This window comes from Burkholderia sp. Ax-1720 (assembly GCF_011753035.1).
In the GTDB taxonomy this organism is placed as follows: domain Bacteria; phylum Pseudomonadota; class Gammaproteobacteria; order Burkholderiales; family Burkholderiaceae; genus Burkholderia; species Burkholderia gladioli.
Map to the genome: position 1 here is coordinate 1 of NZ_VWWK01000068.1, position 16,076 is coordinate 16,076.

Here is a 16,076-nt window from a genome sequence, read left to right on the forward strand (position 1 = left end):
TGCCAGCAGCAGCCCGGCCAGCACGCCGGCGCCGGTGCCCGCATGCGGCTGCAGCAGCACCTGGCCGAGGCCGCGCAGCAGCGTGCGCAGTTCGATCGGCAGCGCGAGCGGAACGAGGCGGGAGCGGGCGGGCATGAGCGGGGCAGCGGGGGAGCAGGGCGCAGGCGGACGCGAAGCCGCGAGCATAGAAGATCGCCGCGCGCCGCGACATGGGCGAGCCCGGATACCGGCTATTTGCGCTACGATCGAGCGCACCGCGCGCGGCCCCGCCGCGCGGGCCGCCAAGGGAAGGCATCGCGATGCGCGAAGTGCGCTGGGCGTCGCTCGACAGCGACGGTATCGAACACCTGACACTCTCGCGCGACGGCGACGGCTACCTGGCCGAGAGCGTGATCATCGGCCGCCACGACGACGGGCGGCGCTACGGGCTGGCCTACCGGCTCGCCTGCGACGGCCACTGGCGCACCACGCGGGCCACGCTGAGCGTGATGGGCGGCGCCACGCTGAGCCTGCTGCGCGATCGCGAGGGCCGCTGGCAGGACGGCGAGGGCCGCCCGCTGCCGGCGCTCGAAGGCTGCGTCGACCTCGATATCGCCGCCACCCCCTACACCAACACCTTGCCGATCCGCCGCCTCGGGCTGCGCCGCGACGAGCGGCGCGCGATCGAGGTGGCCTATGTCAGCGTGCCGGACCTGGCGGTGTCGCGCGCGACCCAGGCCTATGTCTGCATCGAGCCGGGCCGGCGCTATCGCTACGAAGGGATCGACGGCCGCTTCACGGCGGGCCTGAGCGTCGACGACGACGGTCTGGTGCTCGAATACGACACCTTGTTCAGGCGCTTGCCCGCGGCTTGAGCGGCGCGCCCGGGACGGCCTCGGCTGCGCTCGGGTGCGCGGCGAGATCGGCATCGTTGGCGCCGGGCTGCCCCGCGCGTGCCGTGGCCGCCGCCGCTGCCGTGGCCGCCGCCGCTGTCGCGGCCGCCGCCGGCGACGCGAAGGCCGGCTCGTGGCTGGCCGCGAAGCTGTCGATGCGCTGCGCGATCAGCGCCGCGTCGCGCAGCACGGTCCAGTGCGAGGCGTCGATGATCTCGCGCCGATGCGGCCCGAGCCAGCGTTCGAGGTTCTCGGTCAGGGCCGGCGTCACGTAGCGATCGCGGCGCGGCACCAGGATCTGCACCGGCGCCTGCGCGTAACGCTCGCGCGGCTGGCGGGCCCGCGCGATGAAGTTGGCGCGATACAGGCGGATGCCGTTCACGCCGTTGCGCAGCTGATACGGATCGGCCTCGGCGCGGATCCGCTCGGTGCGGCGCAGCCACAGCGGCCAGAGCGCGGCGCCGCCGAGCCGCCAGAACAGCGGCGGCAGCACCGGCAGGTGGAAGAAGGCGATGTACCAGGACTTCAGCGACTGCCGCAGCTTGAGCCGCGCGCGGAACACATGGTCCAGGCAGGGCCCCGAGATCGAGGTATAGGAGAGGATCCGGCCGCGCATGGCCGGATCGGTGACGGCTTCCCAGCTCTGGATCGAGCCCCAGTCGTGGCCGACCAGGTGGAACGGCCGCGTGCCGCAGGCCGCCCGCGCGACCGCCGACAGGTCGCGTTCGAGCTGCGCCATGCGATAGGCGGCGGTGGCCTTGGGCGCCTCGGATTCGCCCGCGCCGCGCACGTCGTAGGCGATCACGCGATAACGCTTCTCCAGCGTCTCGCGCACGCGATCCCAGACTCGTGAGGAATCCGGATAACCATGCACCAGGATCAGGGGCGGCGCCTCGCGCGGCCCGCTCAGGTGGACGGCGAGCCGCACGCCGTCCGAATCGACCGTCAGCGTCTCGCGCGCGCTCGCCATGACCGATCCCCCGCTCAGTGCGCGGCTGCCGGCGCGGCCGCATGCAGCGGCACGCGGCGCGGCGCGGCCTCGGCGGCGTAGCGCGCGTTGGTCTCGTCGATCTTCGCGAGCAGGCTGTCGAGTTCGCCCAGGTAGCGGCGGTTGTCGTAGTCCCAGGGATGGAAGTTCGGGCGGAAGAAGCCGAACCACTCGCGCGCGATGCCGGGGAACACGCCGCCGCGCGGCGCGTACAGGTACTTCACCAGCGTCCACATGCCGGAGAAGCGGCCGTGATGGCGGCGGTGCGCGAACATCAGGCGCAGGTGGTAATCGAACACGATGGCCCAGAAGATCGCGGTGGTCATCAGCATGGTGCCGGTGCGCAGCAGGTAGCGGCCCAGGCCCGGCTTGATCACGCGCAGCCACACGTCGTAGGACACCGACTTGTGCTCGGTCTCCTCCATCGCGTGCCACATCCACATCTGCGTGTAGCCGTCGACCGAGCCGTCGATGCGCTCCTTGTGGCCTTCCAGCAGCAGGTTGGCGAGCATCGCCGTGTAGTGCTCCAGCGCGATCGTGATGGCCAGCTGCATCGAGGGCGGCAGGTACTTCTTGAACAGGCCGAGGATGAACCACAAGCGCTTGTCGAGCTTGTGCGCGGGCAGGCCGGCGGCCTGCAACAGGTCGTTGTACTCGATGTGCTCGCGCGTGTGCATCGCCTCCTGGCCGATGAAGCCGATCACCTGCTTCTTGAGCTCGGGATCGTGGATCTGGTCGCGATAATGGCGCACCGCGTCCATGAAGAAACGCTCGCCGGCCGGGAACAGCAGCGACAGCGCATTCATGAAGTGGGTGACCGGCACCCCCTTCACGTGCCAGTCGCATGCGCGGTCGGGGGGCATGGCGAAACGGATGTCACGGCGGACGGGCATCATGACGGTTCTCCCTGATTACCTGCGTTGTTGTAGCTGGAGTGGGCCGGCGCGAGCTTGCCGCCGCGCGCGGCGCGGCGGCGCGCCTTGGCCCGTTCGCGCCTGGTCGCGAGCACGACCAGCGCCTGGTAGGCGGCGGGCAGGGTGCGCGCGAGCCAGTCGGCGCCGCGCGCATCGCGCCCGATCAGCACGCGGCGCTTGTTCCTGCGCACGCCGTGCAGGATCACGCGCGCGGCTTCCTCCGGCGTCGTGATGAAGAACTTCTCGAAGTCGTCCTTGCCCTGCTGCTCGCTGTCGACCATGAAACCGAGCATGTTCTGCGAGATCCGGCTCGACTGCGCGATGTTGGTCTTGATGCCGCCCGGGTGCACGCAGGTGGCCGACACGCCGCATTTCATCATGTCGAGTTCCTGGCGCAGCGATTCGGTGAAGCCGCGCACCGCGTACTTGGTGGCGTTGTAGGCGCTCATGCCCGGCTGCGCGAAGATGCCGAAGATGCTCGAGGTGTTGATCACGTGCCCGTCGCCCGCGGCCTTCAGGTGCGGCAGGAAGGCCTTGGTGCCGTGCACCACGCCCCAGAAGTTGATGTTCATGATCCATTCGAGGTCGGCGTATTCCATGCCCTCGATGGTGCTCGACAGCGCCACGCCGGCGTTGTTGAAGACCAGGTTGACGCGGCCGAACTGGCGCGCGGTGTCGTCGGCCCAGCGATGCACGGCGGCGCGGTCGGCCACGTCGAGCAGGCAGGTGGTGACGCGCACCGAGGGCGCCAGCGCCCGCACGATGCGCTCGGTCTCGGCCAGGCCGACGCCGTTCTTGTCGGCCAGCGCCACGTGGCAGCCGTCCTGGGCGAGCTGCAGCGCCAGCGAGCGGCCCATGCCGGAGCCGGCGCCGGTGATCGCCGCAACCTTGTCGTGGAAGGATTTCATCTGCTTCGCTCCTGGTCGTCAGACGGCTTGCGCGCGGTGCGCCGGCGCGTCGGTGGCGGGGGCGCCGGCCTCGGCGTGTGCCTCGCGGCGCGCGGCCGCGTAGGCGTGGTAGTCGGCGATCGAGAACTGCGCGGTGGCTTGCCGGAAGCGCCAGGTGAAGCCCGGCCACAGCGTGGTGTTCTTGCCGGTGCGCGGGTCCAGGTACCAGCTCTTGCAGCCGCCGGTCGACCAGATCGCGCGCTTCAGGCGCTGCTGCAGCCGCGTGTTGTATTCGGCCTCCACCAGCGGGCGCACCTCGATCGCGTCGGCGCGCTCCTGGTCCATCGCGTCGAGCGCGCCGAGGATGTATTCGATCTGCGACTCGATCATGAACACCATCGAGTTGTGGCCGAGCCCGGTGTTCGGGCCGACGATCATGAAGAAGTTCGGGTAGCCGGGCAGGGTGGTGCCGAGGTAGGCATGCGCGCCGTCGCGCCAGGTATCGACGATGTCGACGCCGCCGCGCCCGCGGATCACGCCGCGCGGGAACGGGTCGGCCACCTGGAAGCCGGTGCCGTAGATCAGGCAGTCCACCTCGTGGCGGCGGCCGTCGGTGGTGACCACCGCGTCGGGCTCGATGCGCGCGATGCCGGTGGTGAGCACGTCGACGTTGGCGCGCGTGAGCGCCGGGTAGTAGTCGTTCGAGATCAGCACGCGCTTGCAGCCGAGCGTGTAGTTCGGCGTGACGGTGGCGCGCAGCGCCGGGTCGGCGATCTGCTTGCGGATATGGCGCTCGGCCAGCTTCTGCACGTTCTTCATCAGCGCGGGATGGATCGCGAAGCCCAGCACGCGCGATTCCAGCATCCAGTAGCGGCTGGTGCGCGCCAGCTTCTGCGTGAACGGCAGGGCGCGGAACAGCCATTGCTCGAAGCGGCCGAGCTGGCGGTCCGGCTTGGGCATGATCCACGGCGGGGTGCGCTGGAACAGCGAGAGCCGCGCGACCTTCGGCGCGATCTGCGGCACGAACTGGATGGCGCTCGCGCCGGTGCCGATCACCGCCACGCGCTTGCCTTCCAGGCGATAGTCGTGGTCCCAGTGCTGCGAGTGGAAGGCGTGGCCGGCGAAGCTGTCGAGCCCCTCGATCTGCGGCAGCGCGGCCCGCGACAGGCCGCCCATGCCCGACACCAGCACGCGCGCCGAGACGCGGCGGCCGTTGGCGAAGCGCAGTTGCCAGCGGTGCGCGACGTCGTCGTATTCGGCGCTGGCCAGCTCGTGGTCGAAGCGCAGGTAGGGCGCGATGCCGAAGCGCTCGACGCAGCTTTCCAGGTAGGCGCGGATTTCCGGTTGCGGCGCGAACATGCGCGTCCAGCGCGGGTTCGGCGCGAACGAGAACGAGTAGACATGGGATTGCACGTCGCAGGCGCAGCCGGGGTAATGGTTGTCGCGCCAGGTGCCGCCCACGCTCGCGGCCTTCTCGAACACCGCGAAGTCGCCGCGCCCCTTCTGGCGCAGCCGGATCGCCATGCCGAGGCCGGCAAAGCCGGTGCCGATGATCGCGATGTCGACGGCTTCGCTGGCGCCGTCGCCATCGGGCAGGGTACGCGCATTCATGCGGTGTCTCCGTTCCGGTTCATTTTTAAATGTGACATTGACGGATGTAACGATAGTCGGTGACGCGGGAAATCGCAAGCGAGTAGATGGCGGCCTCTAGCGCTGCCCGGAGCTTGCTGTCGCGGCGCAAGTATTTGATTCGAAATGGGTAATTTATTGGTGGGGAGAGGTGCGCCGACGGTGTCGGTGAAAACACGGAGCCCCTCGCGGCGCCGGCCGCGCGATCGGCCGGGCCGGCTCGGGCGGCCGGCGGAACTGCCGAAACCGCCGCGCGAGCCCCGCCGGGCAAGGCTTTGCCGGCTTCCGCCAATCGCCGGCCGGCCGCCGCGATTGCTCGCGGCACATGAATAATCGCCGTCAGGCTTGAATCGCGATGCCGTGCCGCTCTATCCTGTTCCGTTGGCCGTTCGAAAGCAGAGAAAGGGGAAATTGATGGACCGATTACAGGCGATGCAGGTTTTTACGCGCGTGGTCGATGCGAACAGCTTCACGCGCGCCGCCGAGACGCTGGCCATGCCGCGGGCCTCGGTGACGACGATCATCCAGAACCTCGAAGCCTTGCTCGGCGTGCGCCTGCTGCACCGGACCACGCGCCGGCTCTCGCTGACGCCCGAGGGCGCCGGTTACTACGAGCATTGCATCCGGATCCTGACGGAGATCTCGGAGGCCGACGCGAGCTTCCAGGTCGGCAACCGCAAGCCGCACGGCGCGCTGCGCGTGCACATGCCGTCGCTGCTGGGGCGGCGCGTGGTGCTGCCGGCGCTGCCGGAATTCCACGAGCGTTATCCCGACATCGAGCTGCAGTTCGGCATGTCGGACCGGCCCGTCGACCTGGTGCGCGACGGTTTCGATTGCGAGATCCGGGTGGGGCCGCTGGAGGATTCGTCGATGGTGGCGCGGCGCGTGGGGGTGATGAACCGCGTGAGCTGCGCCTCGCCCGCCTACCTGGAGAAGTTCGGCGAGCCGCGCACCCTCGAGGAGCTCGAGCAGCACCGCGCGGTGAACTTCGCCTACGCGCTGGGCCGGCCGATGCCGTGGATCTTCCTGATCGACGGCAAGCTGCATGAGATCCGCATGAACTCGATCGTCACGGTCAACGATTCCGATGCCTACGTGACCTGCGCGCTCGAGGGTTTCGGGCTGATCCAGCCGACCCTGTTTTCGGTGATCCCGCACCTGATGGACGGCTCGCTGGTGGAGATCCTGCAGGGCGTCTATCCGAAGCCCAAGCCGATCTCGATCGTCTATCCGCACAACCGCCACCTGTCGATGACGGTGCGCGTGTTCGCCGACTGGATCGCCGATCTGTTCGCCTCGGTGCCGGCGCTCGAGAACGATCCGGCCAAGCGCGTGATGCCGGGCGTGAAGAAGGAGCGCAAGGCGGTGGAGGCTTGAGGGGAGGGCGCGGCGGCGCGTTGTCCGGCCTTGGTCGGGCGCTGGCCGCGCCGTGCCCGGGCGCGTCATCCCGGGATCGTAGAATGTGGGGCCGCCCCGGCGCGGCTCCGACAACTCAATTGCCTGATGCGAGGACCCCGATGCGTCTGTTGCTTGCCATCCTGATTCCGTGGTTCCAGTTCTTCACGATCGGCCGCCCGTTCGCGGGCATCATCTGCCTGCTGCTGCAGATCACGCTGATCGGCTGGATTCCGGCCGCGATCTGGTCCGTCTATGCCCTGAGCCAGTACAAGACCGATCGCAAGATCGAGCAGGCGCTCGGCAAACGCGGCTGAGGTCGCCTCGCGAGGCGTCGCCGTCCTGGCGGCGCCCGATCCGGCGTTCCGGCGTTCCGCCGACACGGCTTCCGAATCTTCCACTGAATCTTCCACCGAATCTCCCGCCGGATCTCCCCCGGTTCAGCCCGCCCGTTCGAAGGCCTTGAGCCGCGCGCGCTCGACGCCCTGCACGATCGCGCCGAGCAGCACCGCGTCGGTGCCCGTCGCGGAGATCGCGAACTCGGGCGCCGGGATGGGCAGCCAGGCCTCCACCTGCTCGCGGATCGCCGGCAGCAGCGCCGCGCCGGCCAGGCCGATGCCGCCGCCCAGCACCACCAGGGCCGGGTCCAGCACCGGGATGATGGCGGCCAGGCCCCAGGCGAGCTGACGCGCCTGCTCGGCCAGGCAGGCGCGCGCGCGTTCGTCGCCCTGCAGCGCGGCGGCGAATACCGCCTCGGCGTCGTCCACCGCCAGGCCGATGCGCCGCGCATGCGCCACGATGCCCTTGGCCGCCGCCGATTCCTCGAAGATCGCCGCGCGCGGGCCGTCGTCGCTGGCGTTCTCGTCGCGGTGTTTGCCGCGCTCGCGCTTGCCGTCCTGCCCTGGCTCCTGCGCGGGCGGCGCCGGCCGCAGCACCGCGATTTCTCCCGCGAAACCATGCGCGCCGCGATAGAGCTTGCCGTCGGTGACGATGCCCAGGCCGATGCCGGTGCCGATCGACATGAACACGAAGTTGTCGACCCCGCGCCCGATGCCGTGCGCCTGCTCGCCGAGCGCGGCGAGATTGATGTCGTTGTCGAACAGGGTGTCCTCGCCGAGCGCGGCGCGCAGCGAGCTGACCAGATCGGCGCGTTCCCAGTCGGGCAGGTTGGGCGCGAGCCGCAGCCGGCCGCTGGAGGGATCGAACACGCCGGGCGAGCCGAGCACGGTGGCCAGCACCGCCTCGCGCGGTAGCGCCTGCGCCTCGGCCAGCGCCTGCGCCATCTCGACGATGCGCGCGACCAGCAGCGAGGCGCGCGCCGGCGAGCGTTTCTCCAGCCGCGCCAGGATGTTGCCGGACAGGTCGGCCAGCGCGCCGCGGATCCAGGCCGCGCCGACGTCGATCGCCACCACGTAGCCGGCCCGTGCGCGCGGCTGGTAGAGGCGCGGCTGGCGCCCGGCGCTGCCCTCGCGCACGCCCACCTGCTCGACCAGCCCGAGCCGTTCCAGGTTGCCGAGCGCGCCCGTCACGGTGACCTTGGAGAGGCCCGTGCTCTGCGCGAGCTGCGGCGCGGTGGCCGGCGCGAGCGCCAGCAGGTGCTGGTAGATGGCCCATTCGTTGCCCTGGCGCACGAAGGCGGGGCCGCGGGTGACGGGAGCACTGGGGGGCGGAGCTTTGCGGGAATGCGGATTCATGCGTGGCCTGTCTGCGGGTGTCCGATCCTATCAACGAGATGTCGAGCGAGGCAAGGCGGCCTGCCGAAGGATTATTTTTGAACCTATTGAATTCGTAAAGAACCTTTCCTATCATTCGACCACGATGCCGCCATCGACGAAGCGGCACGGCAGCCTCGCACGGCAGTTCCTTGGCAACGAGATCGCGGCCCCCGGCCGCTAGGAGACAGGCATGAGCGATTCCACCTGGCAGGACCCCGGCGCCAGCCGTTCGGACGGCGCCGCCGCCGCGGATGGCGCGGACGACGCGCAGCAGGCGCAGCATTTCCGGCGCTCGGTCGGGCTGTTCCCGGCCATCGCGGTCAACATGATCCAGATCTGCGGGGTGGGGCCGTTCCTGACCATCCCGGCCATCGTGGCGGTGCTCAACGGGCCGCTGGCGGTGATCGGCTGGGTGTGCGGCGCGCTGCTGGCGATGGCCGACGGCCTGGTCTGGGCCGAGCTCGGCGCGGCCATGCCGGGCGCGGGCGGCACCTACCTGTATGTGCGCGAGGCCTTCCAGTACCGCACCGGCAAGCTGATGCCCTTCTTGTTCGTGTGGACGGCGATGCTGTCGATCCCGCTGATCATGAGCACCGGCATCATCGGCTTCGTGCAGTACCTCGGTTTCTTCCTGCCGAACCTGAGCCCCTGGCAGTCGCATGCGATCGGCATCGCCGCGGTGGCGCTGGTGGTGTTCGCGCTGTACCGGCGCATCGAGTCGATCCGCACGCTGGGCGCGGTGCTGTGGATCGTGATGGTGCTCGCGGTGCTGCTGACCACGGCCGCCGCCTGGAGCGACTTCCACCTGCCGCTGGCGCTGTCGATGCCGCCCGACGCGTTCGACGCGGGCAAGTTCTTCACCGGCCTGGGCGCCGGCCTGATCATCGCGATCTACGACTACGCCGGCTACAACACCACCGCCTACATGGGCGACGAGCTGAAGAACCCCGGCCACGTGATGCCGCGCTCGATCATCGTGTCGATCCTGGCGATGATGGTGTTCTACCTGGCGATGAACATCGGCGTGATCGGCACCGTGCCCTGGCAGGAGGTGGCGAAGTCGAGCTCGGTGGCCTCGCTGGTGGTGGAGCGCAACTGGGGACACACGGCCGCGGCAATCATCACCGCGCTGATCCTGGTGGCGGCGCTCGCCTCGGTGTTCGCGGGCCTGCTCGGCGGCTCGCGCGTGCCCTTCCACGCGGCGCGCGACGGCGTGTTCCTGGCCGCCTTCGGGCGCCTGCACGCGAAGCACGATTTCCCGCACGTGGCGCTGCTGGTGATGGGTGTGGTGACCGCGATCGGCACCTTCTTCGACCTGACCACCGTGATCAACATGCTGGTGGCCGTCGCGGTGCTGCTGCAGTCGGTCGCGCAGATCGCCGCGCTGACGGTGCTGCGTCGTCGCCAGCCGGGCCTGCGCCGGCCCTACCGGCAATGGCTCTATCCGCTGCCGAGCCTGCTCGCGCTGGTCGGCTGGCTGTATGTGTTCTACGCGACCGATGCGCGTTCGCAATGGATGTCGACGGCATGGATCGCGCTCGGCGTGATCGCGTTCCTGGTCTGGGCGCGCATCGCGAAACAATGGCCGTTCGGGCCCAAGCGCGTGCGGGAAGTGTTCCTGGAGCGCCAGCAAGGCCGGCCGCGAGCCGGCGTGGAGCAGTCATGAACGAAGTGGCAGGGCAGATGGGACTGGGTGGCAAGAGCGGGACGGCGACGGCGGGCTGCCTGCTGGCGATCGATTTCGGCGGCACCAAGATCGCCATGGCGACCGCCACGCCATCGGGCGAGCGGCTCGGCGAGGCGGAGATCCCGACGCTGGCCGCCGAGGGCGCGGCGCGCGTGCTGGCGCGCACGCGCGAGGCCGGGCTCGGCTTGCTGGCGCGCACGCGCCGCGAGCATCGCGGGGCGGACGATGCCGGCGCATTGCCCTTGCTGGCGGTGGCGGCCGTCACGCCCGGCATCGTGCAGCCCGACGGGATCCGGTTCGCGCCGAACAATCCCGGCTGGGAGACGCTCGCGCTCGAACCGGCGCTGCGCCGGATGTTCGAGGTGCGGGTGGTGGGCGTGGCCACCGACGTGAAGGCCGCGGCCCTGGCCGAGGCGCGCTTCGGCGCGCTGGCCGGGGTCGGCACCGGGCTCTACGTGAACCTCGGCACGGGGCTCGCGGCGGCGGCCGTGATCGACGGGCGCGTGCTGCGCGGCGCGCGCGGCGCGGGCGGCGTGATCCCCTTCATCCTGCTCGGCGCGGGCGGCCAGCGCGCCTGCGCCGGCGCGGGCGGGCGGGCACGGGGCGGGCGGCGAGATCGGCTACCGGTTGCCCGGCGCGGCAGGCGAGCGCGCCTGGGCCGAGGGCGGCGCGCGGCTGGAGGAACACGCGGGCGGGGGCGCGCTGGCCGCGCGCGTGTCGGCGCTGCTCGGGCGCGAGACCAGCGCGCGCGAGGCCTTCGCGCTGGCCGCCACGCAGCCCGCGGTGGCCGCGCTGCTCGACGAGGCGCTCGACACGCTGGCGCGCCATGTCGCCAATCTCGCGCTGATGATCGATCCCGAGCGCATCGTGCTGGGCGGCGGCATGGCGCGCGTACCGGCCCTGGTGGAGCGGCTTCGCGCTGCCGTGGCGCGCGCCGCGCTGTTCGAGCCGCAATGGCAGCGTGCCGCCTTCGGCCACGGCGCGGCCCTGCAAGGGGCGATCGTGGTCGCGCTCGATGCCTTGCGCGAGTCCGCGCAGGGGGCGGCGCAGCCGGCGGCGATCGCCGCTGCCTGATCGGCCGATTCCCCACATCATCGCGTCTCGCGTCTCGCCTCGCGTCGCTGCGCGCCCCGGCGAAGCGAGGCGCGAACCGCCGTCTTCGAGCACCTCGCCCGCTCCACATTGATCCGATCTTTGGCGCGCCTCGCGCCATCCATCGAGGCAGCTCAGGGATATCCCGCCTGCGCCGCGCGCGTCGCGCTGCCGTCAAACACTGACCGGTTTGAAACACGGTCCAGTAACCCGAGCGAGAGCCCCAGATGCGCACCTTTACCCTGAACCGGAAACTGACGTCGATGATCGCGATCCTGTGGATCGGCCTGCTGCTGATCGCGGGATTCGGCGCCTGGCATGCCCGCCAGTCGATGCTCGAGGCGCGCCGCGCGGCGCTCGACTCGCTGATCAGCGAGGCCTATGGCGTGGCCGAGCATTACTACCAACTCGCCCAGCAGCACACGCTGCCCGAGGACGAGGCCAAACAGCGCGCGCTCGATGCGATCGCGGCGATGCGCTACGGCAGCGACGGCTACATCTCGATCAACGATTCGCAGCCGGCAATGATCATGCACCCGATCAAGCCGGCCCTGAACGGCACCAACCTGGCGAACTTCGCCGATCCGAACGGCGCCCACCTGTTCGTCGACATCGTCAAGGCGGGCAAGGAGGGCGGCGAGGGCAGCAGCGCGCCGGGCTACGTGCATTACCTGTGGCCCAAGCCCGGCGCCGACGCGCCGGTCGAGAAGACCAGCGTGGTGCGCCGCTTCGCGCCCTGGGACTGGTTCCTGGTGACCGGCATGTACATGGACGACATTCGCGCGGCCATGTATCGCGACATCCTCACCTGGCTGGCCGTGTCGGGCGCGCTGGGCATCGTCGCCTCGCTGCTGATGGTGCTGGTGCTGCGCAGCGTGCGGCACAGCCTCGGCGGCCATCTGGAGTCGGCGGTGGAGACCGCGCAGCGCATCGCGCAAGGCGACCTGACCGCCCATGTCGCGCTGCGCGGCGACGATCGCGGCAGCCTGCTGCACGCGCTGCACACCATGCAGGCGGGGCTCATCGAGATGGTCTCGCGGGTGCGGCTCGGCACCGAGAACATCAACGTCGGCGCCACCGAGATCTCGGCGGGCAACACCGATCTCTCGCAGCGCACCGAGCAGCAGGCGGCGGCCCTGGTCGAGACCGCCTCCAGCATGGACGAGATCACCTCGCACGTGCGACAGAGCGCGGAAAGCGCCTCGCAGGCGGCCGCGCTGGCCGGGCAGGCGGCCAACGTGGCCACCCGCGGCAGCGAGGTGGTGGGCGACGTGGTGCGCACCATGGCGGCGATCACCGACAGCTCGCGCAAGATCGCCGACATCATCGGCGTGATCGACGGCATCGCGTTCCAGACCAATATCCTGGCGCTGAACGCGGCGGTGGAGGCGGCGCGCGCCGGCGAGCAGGGCCGCGGTTTCGCGGTGGTGGCCGCCGAGGTGCGCTCGCTGGCGCAGCGTTCGGCCACCGCCGCCAAGGAGATCAAGTCGCTGATCGAGACCTCCACCGACACGGTCGAGCAGGGCGCCTCGCTGGTCACCGACGCGGGTTCGACCATGCAGGAGATCGTGCAGTCGGTGAAGCGCGTCAATGAGATCCTCGGCGAGATCAGCCAGGCCGCCACCGAGCAGAGCACCGGCATCGAGCAGGTCAATCGCGCGGTGGGCGAGATGGACCAGGTGACCCAGCAGAATGCCGCGCTGGTCGAGCAGGCCGCGGCCGCCGCGCATTCGCTGAAGGACCAGGCCGACGCGCTGCGTCACGCGGTGACGCAGTTCGCCTTGCCGGCCTGAGCCGGCGACGCCCGCCGTCGCGGCGGGCGGTAACGAAAAACAACGAAAAAGGGAGCGTCGCCCGACGCTCCCTCGACGGCCCCGGCCTATTCCAGGGCGCCGGGCCGAGCCATGTTCGGCATCCTTACTTCTGCGGCAGCGGCACGGCCTGGCGCGCCAGCAGGCGCCAGCCGTCCGGATGATGCTTCCAGACCTGCAGCACGCCGATGTGCGAGGTGGTGACCTTGCCGTCCGGCTGGTTGTTCTCCGAATCGAACACGTGGCGCACGATCGCGTTGTCGCCGACCACCTTGACGGTCTGGTCCGACAGCGTCACCGACTTGAACGCGCCGGTGCCCACCAGATCCTTCAGGAATTCCGCGCGATCCTCGATATGGGCCGAGGAATGGCCGTAGCTCAGTTCCGGCTCGGTCAGTTTCTTCAGCGTGGCCTCGTCGCCGGCCACCATCGCCACGCGCAACTGCTCGACCGCCTTGGCGACCGCCGCGTCGCCGCTCGCGTGCGAAGTCGCCGCGCCGGCCATCAGGCTGGCGCTGGCCAGCGCGACGCCGAGCGCGGCGCGCAGGGCGGTATGGCGGGTTGTCTGGAACAGCATCTGTCGTCTCCTGTGGTGTCGATGGGGGTTGGGCAAGCGGGATATCGAACCCGCGCGGCCGTGCCGGCACGGCCATTCATCGGTTGTCCGATATCGTTTCGGAACGTTATTCCATTTATGAAACTGGTCCCATCGCGGTTAACCCTGCAAGCACGGCCGTATATGGCTCGAATCGGAAAAATCGGCAGCCGCGAGATGCTCGTTGCGGAACGATATTCCGAACTCATCTGACGTGAGACTTTGTGGCTCGCAAAACGGCGCGCGACGCCTCGCGCGAACCCGGCTCGGGGTTGACCCGGCGGCGGGTTAGCCCCTAAGGCGCGATAAGCGGATGGAATCGCTCCCCCGCAAAATTTGATTGGATTTCCGTCGGGCCGCGCCTGTATGTTGTCGGAACCGGTACCTTGGCTGGCCACCCCGCCGCACGTGCCGGCGCGGTTGCGGTCGTTGTCGAGTTTCGAGCGGGCGCGCCCATCCTCGCCATGGGGCGCGTCGACACCTAGAACGTACAGAACGAGACCCCAGCAAGGAGACACCCGATGAAGCCCACCACTCCCGACGCGCTGCCGGCCGAGGCCGGAGCCGCCCAGGCCGGCACGCGCGACGCGGCCTCGCCGCGCGTGCGCCGCATCCAGCGCACCGCGCTCGCGCTGCTGCTGATGAGCGGCGTGGTCAACTACCTCGACCGCTCGACGCTGTCGATCGCCACCCCGCTGATCCGCCAGGACCTCGGCTTCTCGGTGCCGCAGATGGGCCTGCTGCTGTCGGCCTTCCTGTGGGCCTATGCGTTCGCGCAACTGCCGGCCGGCATGCTGATCGACCGGCTCGGCGCGCGCCTGACGCTGGCCATGAGCCTCGCGCTGTGGTCGGTGGCGCAGACCTTCGGCGGCGTGGTCAACGGCTTCTCGCAGTTTTTCGCGGCGCGCATGGTGCTCGGCGTCGGCGAGGCGCCGCAGTTCCCCACCAGCGCGCGGATCGTGCGCGACTGGTTCGCCAAGCACGAGCGCGGCACCGCCACCGGCATCTGGAACAGCTCGTCGACGCTCGGCACCGCGATCTCCGCGCCGCTGCTGACGATCCTGATGCTGAACCTCGGCTGGCGCTGGATGTTCGTGGTGATGGGGGTGGCGGGCCTCGCGCTGGCGCTGGCCTTCTACCTGCTGCATCGCGACCCGCGCCATGTCTCGCTGACCCAGCGCGAGCGCGAGTATCTCGACGATACCGAGGGCCTGGCCAGCACCCGCCCGACCTGGGCCGACTGGCGCCACCTGCTGCGTTATCGCACCACCTGGGGCATGCTGCTGGGCTTCTTCGGCACCATCTACGTGCTATGGCTCTACAACGCCTGGCTGCCGACCTACCTGCAGATGGAGCATCACCTGACCATCGCGCGCACCGGCTGGGTGGCCGCCGTGCCCTACCTGTTCGGCGTGATCGGCAGCCTGTCGGGCGGGCGCATCTGCGACGTGCTGGCCCGGCGCGGCGTCTCGCAGATCAACAGCCGCAAGTACCCGATGGTCGCCTCGCTGCTCGGCATCGCGGTGTTCACCCTGCTCACGGCGCTGACCGACAACACCGCGCTGGCGGTGACCTTCATCTCGGTGTCGATGATGCTGATGTACATCTCCTCGAGCGCGGCCTGGGCGATGGCCTCGGTGGCGGCGCCGGCCAACTCCACCGCCTCGATCGGCGCGATGCAGAACTTCGGCGGTTATTTCGGCGGCGCGCTGGCGCCGGTGGTGACGGGCTTCATCGTGCAGGCCTCGCACTCGTTCAAGCCGGCGCTGTATGTCGGCGCGGCGGTGGTGGTGGTGGCGATGATCGGCTACTGGACCCTGGTGGGCGAGCCGGTGCCGGTGCGCGGCAGCGAGGAAGCGGTTTAGGCGCGTGCTCCGGCCGGGAGGCCGGCGCCGCCGCGCCGCGGCCTCATTTCCAGAGTAGCGCGCGTGGCGAGAATCCCAGCTTCTCCCTGGCGCGCAGGTTCGACGCGCCGCTCTGCCGGGTGTGGTAGTAGACCGCTTCCTCGCCGGCGGTCTCGAGCGCGTCCTCGGCACTCAGCCGTCGGGGCGCCGGCGCGTCGACCCAGCGGGCGAAGGCCGGCATCCAGTGCGCGACCGGCAGCGGATCGTCGTCGACGATGTTGTAGACACCCGGTTCGCCGGTGATCGAGGCAACCGTCGCCGCGAGCACCTCATCTTGGTACTGGCCGATGGTTCGGGTGTTTTCGCCGATTTCACCGGGCGCATCGTACCGAAGCCGGCCCGACGTGGGCTCGATACCGGCCATGAATCCCGCGCCTGGTGGAGCCGCCGGATATCGAGCATCAATCACTCGGTATTAATCGAAATGAATTCGGTTGAATTTGCCGACTTCATTTCGACAAAGAGTAATGTTTTCCTGATTTGATCAAAATGATCGGAGCCGTCGGCACCCTTTACCAGCTTGGCGTAGCGCCAAGGGAGCGGATCGTTGATTCGATTTTTCCGATGGGACGAATGATTGCCTATTT

The 16,076-nt window shown here is 69.7% G+C and carries 13 protein-coding genes and 1 pseudogene; 7 read left to right on the forward strand and 7 right to left on the reverse strand.

The genetic code is table 11. From position 1 onward, the window contains the following. The first annotated feature begins 299 nt into the window (after nucleotides 1-299). Nucleotides 300-854 (forward strand): putative glycolipid-binding domain-containing protein, encoded by a 555-nt coding sequence (locus F3J18_RS19830; RefSeq protein WP_013689931.1) that lies wholly within the window; start codon nucleotides 300-302, stop codon nucleotides 852-854. On the opposite strand, the gene F3J18_RS19835 is transcribed toward F3J18_RS19830, so the two are convergent. Genes F3J18_RS19835 through F3J18_RS19850 form a run of 4 tightly spaced genes read right to left on the reverse strand, consistent with a single transcriptional unit; the run spans nucleotide 832 to nucleotide 5,272 of the window. Continuing rightward, entirely contained in the window at nucleotides 832-1,842 is a 1,011-nt protein-coding gene (locus tag F3J18_RS19835; protein WP_166913764.1) for an alpha/beta fold hydrolase, read from the reverse strand. The genes F3J18_RS19830 and F3J18_RS19835 overlap by 23 nt on opposite strands. A 14-nt stretch (nucleotides 1,843-1,856) precedes the next feature. Then, entirely contained in the window at nucleotides 1,857-2,756 is a 900-nt protein-coding gene (locus F3J18_RS19840; protein ID WP_166913766.1) for a metal-dependent hydrolase, read from the reverse strand. Further along, nucleotides 2,753-3,682 (reverse strand): SDR family NAD(P)-dependent oxidoreductase, encoded by a 930-nt coding sequence (locus F3J18_RS19845; RefSeq protein WP_025097999.1) that lies wholly within the window; start codon nucleotides 3,680-3,682, stop codon nucleotides 2,753-2,755. The genes F3J18_RS19840 and F3J18_RS19845 overlap by 4 nt, the downstream gene beginning before the upstream one ends. 18 nt (nucleotides 3,683-3,700) lie before the next feature. Continuing rightward, a complete protein-coding gene (locus F3J18_RS19850; protein ID WP_166913768.1) occupies nucleotides 3,701-5,272 on the reverse strand; it encodes an NAD(P)/FAD-dependent oxidoreductase in 1,572 nt (523 codons plus the stop codon). Between the two features lie 432 nt (nucleotides 5,273-5,704). Between F3J18_RS19850 and F3J18_RS19855 the strand changes: the two genes are divergently transcribed. After that, nucleotides 5,705-6,667 carry a LysR family transcriptional regulator gene (locus F3J18_RS19855; RefSeq protein WP_047838664.1) on the forward strand — a complete coding sequence of 321 codons (963 nt, stop codon included), beginning with the start codon at nucleotides 5,705-5,707 and terminating at the stop codon, nucleotides 6,665-6,667. Nucleotides 6,668-6,807: 140 nt separating this feature from the next. Continuing rightward, complete coding sequence (locus F3J18_RS19860; protein WP_017921290.1) at nucleotides 6,808-7,002, forward strand: YqaE/Pmp3 family membrane protein; 195 nt, start codon at nucleotides 6,808-6,810, stop codon at nucleotides 7,000-7,002. Nucleotides 7,003-7,125: 123 nt separating this feature from the next. On the opposite strand, the gene F3J18_RS19865 is transcribed toward F3J18_RS19860, so the two are convergent. Beyond that, nucleotides 7,126-8,379, reverse strand: coding sequence for an ROK family transcriptional regulator (locus tag F3J18_RS19865; protein WP_166913770.1), 1,254 nt, complete (start codon nucleotides 8,377-8,379; stop codon nucleotides 7,126-7,128). A gap of 211 nt (nucleotides 8,380-8,590) precedes the next feature. On the opposite strand from F3J18_RS19865, the gene F3J18_RS19870 reads away from it, so the two are divergent. The 3 genes and pseudogenes from F3J18_RS19870 (at nucleotide 8,591) to F3J18_RS19880 (ending at nucleotide 12,972) form a co-directional block, all read left to right on the forward strand. Continuing rightward, a complete protein-coding gene (locus tag F3J18_RS19870) occupies nucleotides 8,591-10,066 on the forward strand; it encodes an APC family permease (protein ID WP_166913772.1) in 1,476 nt (491 codons plus the stop codon). 621 nt (nucleotides 10,067-10,687) lie between these two features. Further along, nucleotides 10,688-11,161: pseudogene (locus F3J18_RS38565) on the forward strand (ROK family protein); the annotation flags it as partial. A gap of 245 nt (nucleotides 11,162-11,406) precedes the next feature. Beyond that, nucleotides 11,407-12,972: a methyl-accepting chemotaxis protein gene (locus F3J18_RS19880; RefSeq protein WP_166913774.1), complete on the forward strand. Its 1,566-nt coding sequence runs from the start codon at nucleotides 11,407-11,409 to the stop codon at nucleotides 12,970-12,972. A 124-nt stretch (nucleotides 12,973-13,096) separates the two neighbouring features. Here the strand turns inward: F3J18_RS19880 and F3J18_RS19885 are convergent, their stop codons facing one another. After that, nucleotides 13,097-13,567 carry a nuclear transport factor 2 family protein gene (locus tag F3J18_RS19885; protein ID WP_025098006.1) on the reverse strand — a complete coding sequence of 157 codons (471 nt, stop codon included), beginning with the start codon at nucleotides 13,565-13,567 and terminating at the stop codon, nucleotides 13,097-13,099. Nucleotides 13,568-14,106: 539 nt separating this feature from the next. Between F3J18_RS19885 and F3J18_RS19890 the strand changes: the two genes are divergently transcribed. Next, nucleotides 14,107-15,450, forward strand: a complete 1,344-nt coding sequence (locus tag F3J18_RS19890) for an MFS transporter (RefSeq protein WP_205195504.1) — start codon at nucleotides 14,107-14,109, stop codon at nucleotides 15,448-15,450. Nucleotides 15,451-15,493: 43 nt separating this feature from the next. Here the strand turns inward: F3J18_RS19890 and F3J18_RS19895 are convergent, their stop codons facing one another. Next, the gene (locus F3J18_RS19895) at nucleotides 15,494-15,853 is read right to left on the reverse strand and encodes a hypothetical protein (protein ID WP_205195505.1); all 360 of its coding nucleotides are present in this window, start codon (nucleotides 15,851-15,853) and stop codon (nucleotides 15,494-15,496) included. Between the last annotated feature and the right edge of the window lie 223 nt (nucleotides 15,854-16,076).

What these genes read in the sequence shown, in the direction of transcription:
- F3J18_RS19830 (WP_013689931.1), top strand. Translation starts at nt 300, where the DNA reads ATGCGCGAAGTGCGCTGGGCGTCGCTCGACAGCGACGGTATCGAACAC.
- F3J18_RS19835 (WP_166913764.1), bottom strand. Translation starts at nt 1,842, where the DNA reads ATGGCGAGCGCGCGCGAGACGCTGACGGTCGATTCGGACGGCGTGCGG.
- F3J18_RS19840 (WP_166913766.1), bottom strand. Translation starts at nt 2,756, where the DNA reads ATGATGCCCGTCCGCCGTGACATCCGTTTCGCCATGCCCCCCGACCGC.
- F3J18_RS19845 (WP_025097999.1), bottom strand. Translation starts at nt 3,682, where the DNA reads ATGAAATCCTTCCACGACAAGGTTGCGGCGATCACCGGCGCCGGCTCC.
- F3J18_RS19850 (WP_166913768.1), bottom strand. Translation starts at nt 5,272, where the DNA reads ATGAATGCGCGTACCCTGCCCGATGGCGACGGCGCCAGCGAAGCCGTC.
- F3J18_RS19855 (WP_047838664.1), top strand. Translation starts at nt 5,705, where the DNA reads ATGGACCGATTACAGGCGATGCAGGTTTTTACGCGCGTGGTCGATGCG.
- F3J18_RS19860 (WP_017921290.1), top strand. Translation starts at nt 6,808, where the DNA reads ATGCGTCTGTTGCTTGCCATCCTGATTCCGTGGTTCCAGTTCTTCACG.
- F3J18_RS19865 (WP_166913770.1), bottom strand. Translation starts at nt 8,379, where the DNA reads ATGAATCCGCATTCCCGCAAAGCTCCGCCCCCCAGTGCTCCCGTCACC.
- F3J18_RS19870 (WP_166913772.1), top strand. Translation starts at nt 8,591, where the DNA reads ATGAGCGATTCCACCTGGCAGGACCCCGGCGCCAGCCGTTCGGACGGC.
- F3J18_RS19880 (WP_166913774.1), top strand. Translation starts at nt 11,407, where the DNA reads ATGCGCACCTTTACCCTGAACCGGAAACTGACGTCGATGATCGCGATC.
- F3J18_RS19885 (WP_025098006.1), bottom strand. Translation starts at nt 13,567, where the DNA reads ATGCTGTTCCAGACAACCCGCCATACCGCCCTGCGCGCCGCGCTCGGC.
- F3J18_RS19890 (WP_205195504.1), top strand. Translation starts at nt 14,107, where the DNA reads ATGAAGCCCACCACTCCCGACGCGCTGCCGGCCGAGGCCGGAGCCGCC.
- F3J18_RS19895 (WP_205195505.1), bottom strand. Translation starts at nt 15,853, where the DNA reads ATGGCCGGTATCGAGCCCACGTCGGGCCGGCTTCGGTACGATGCGCCC.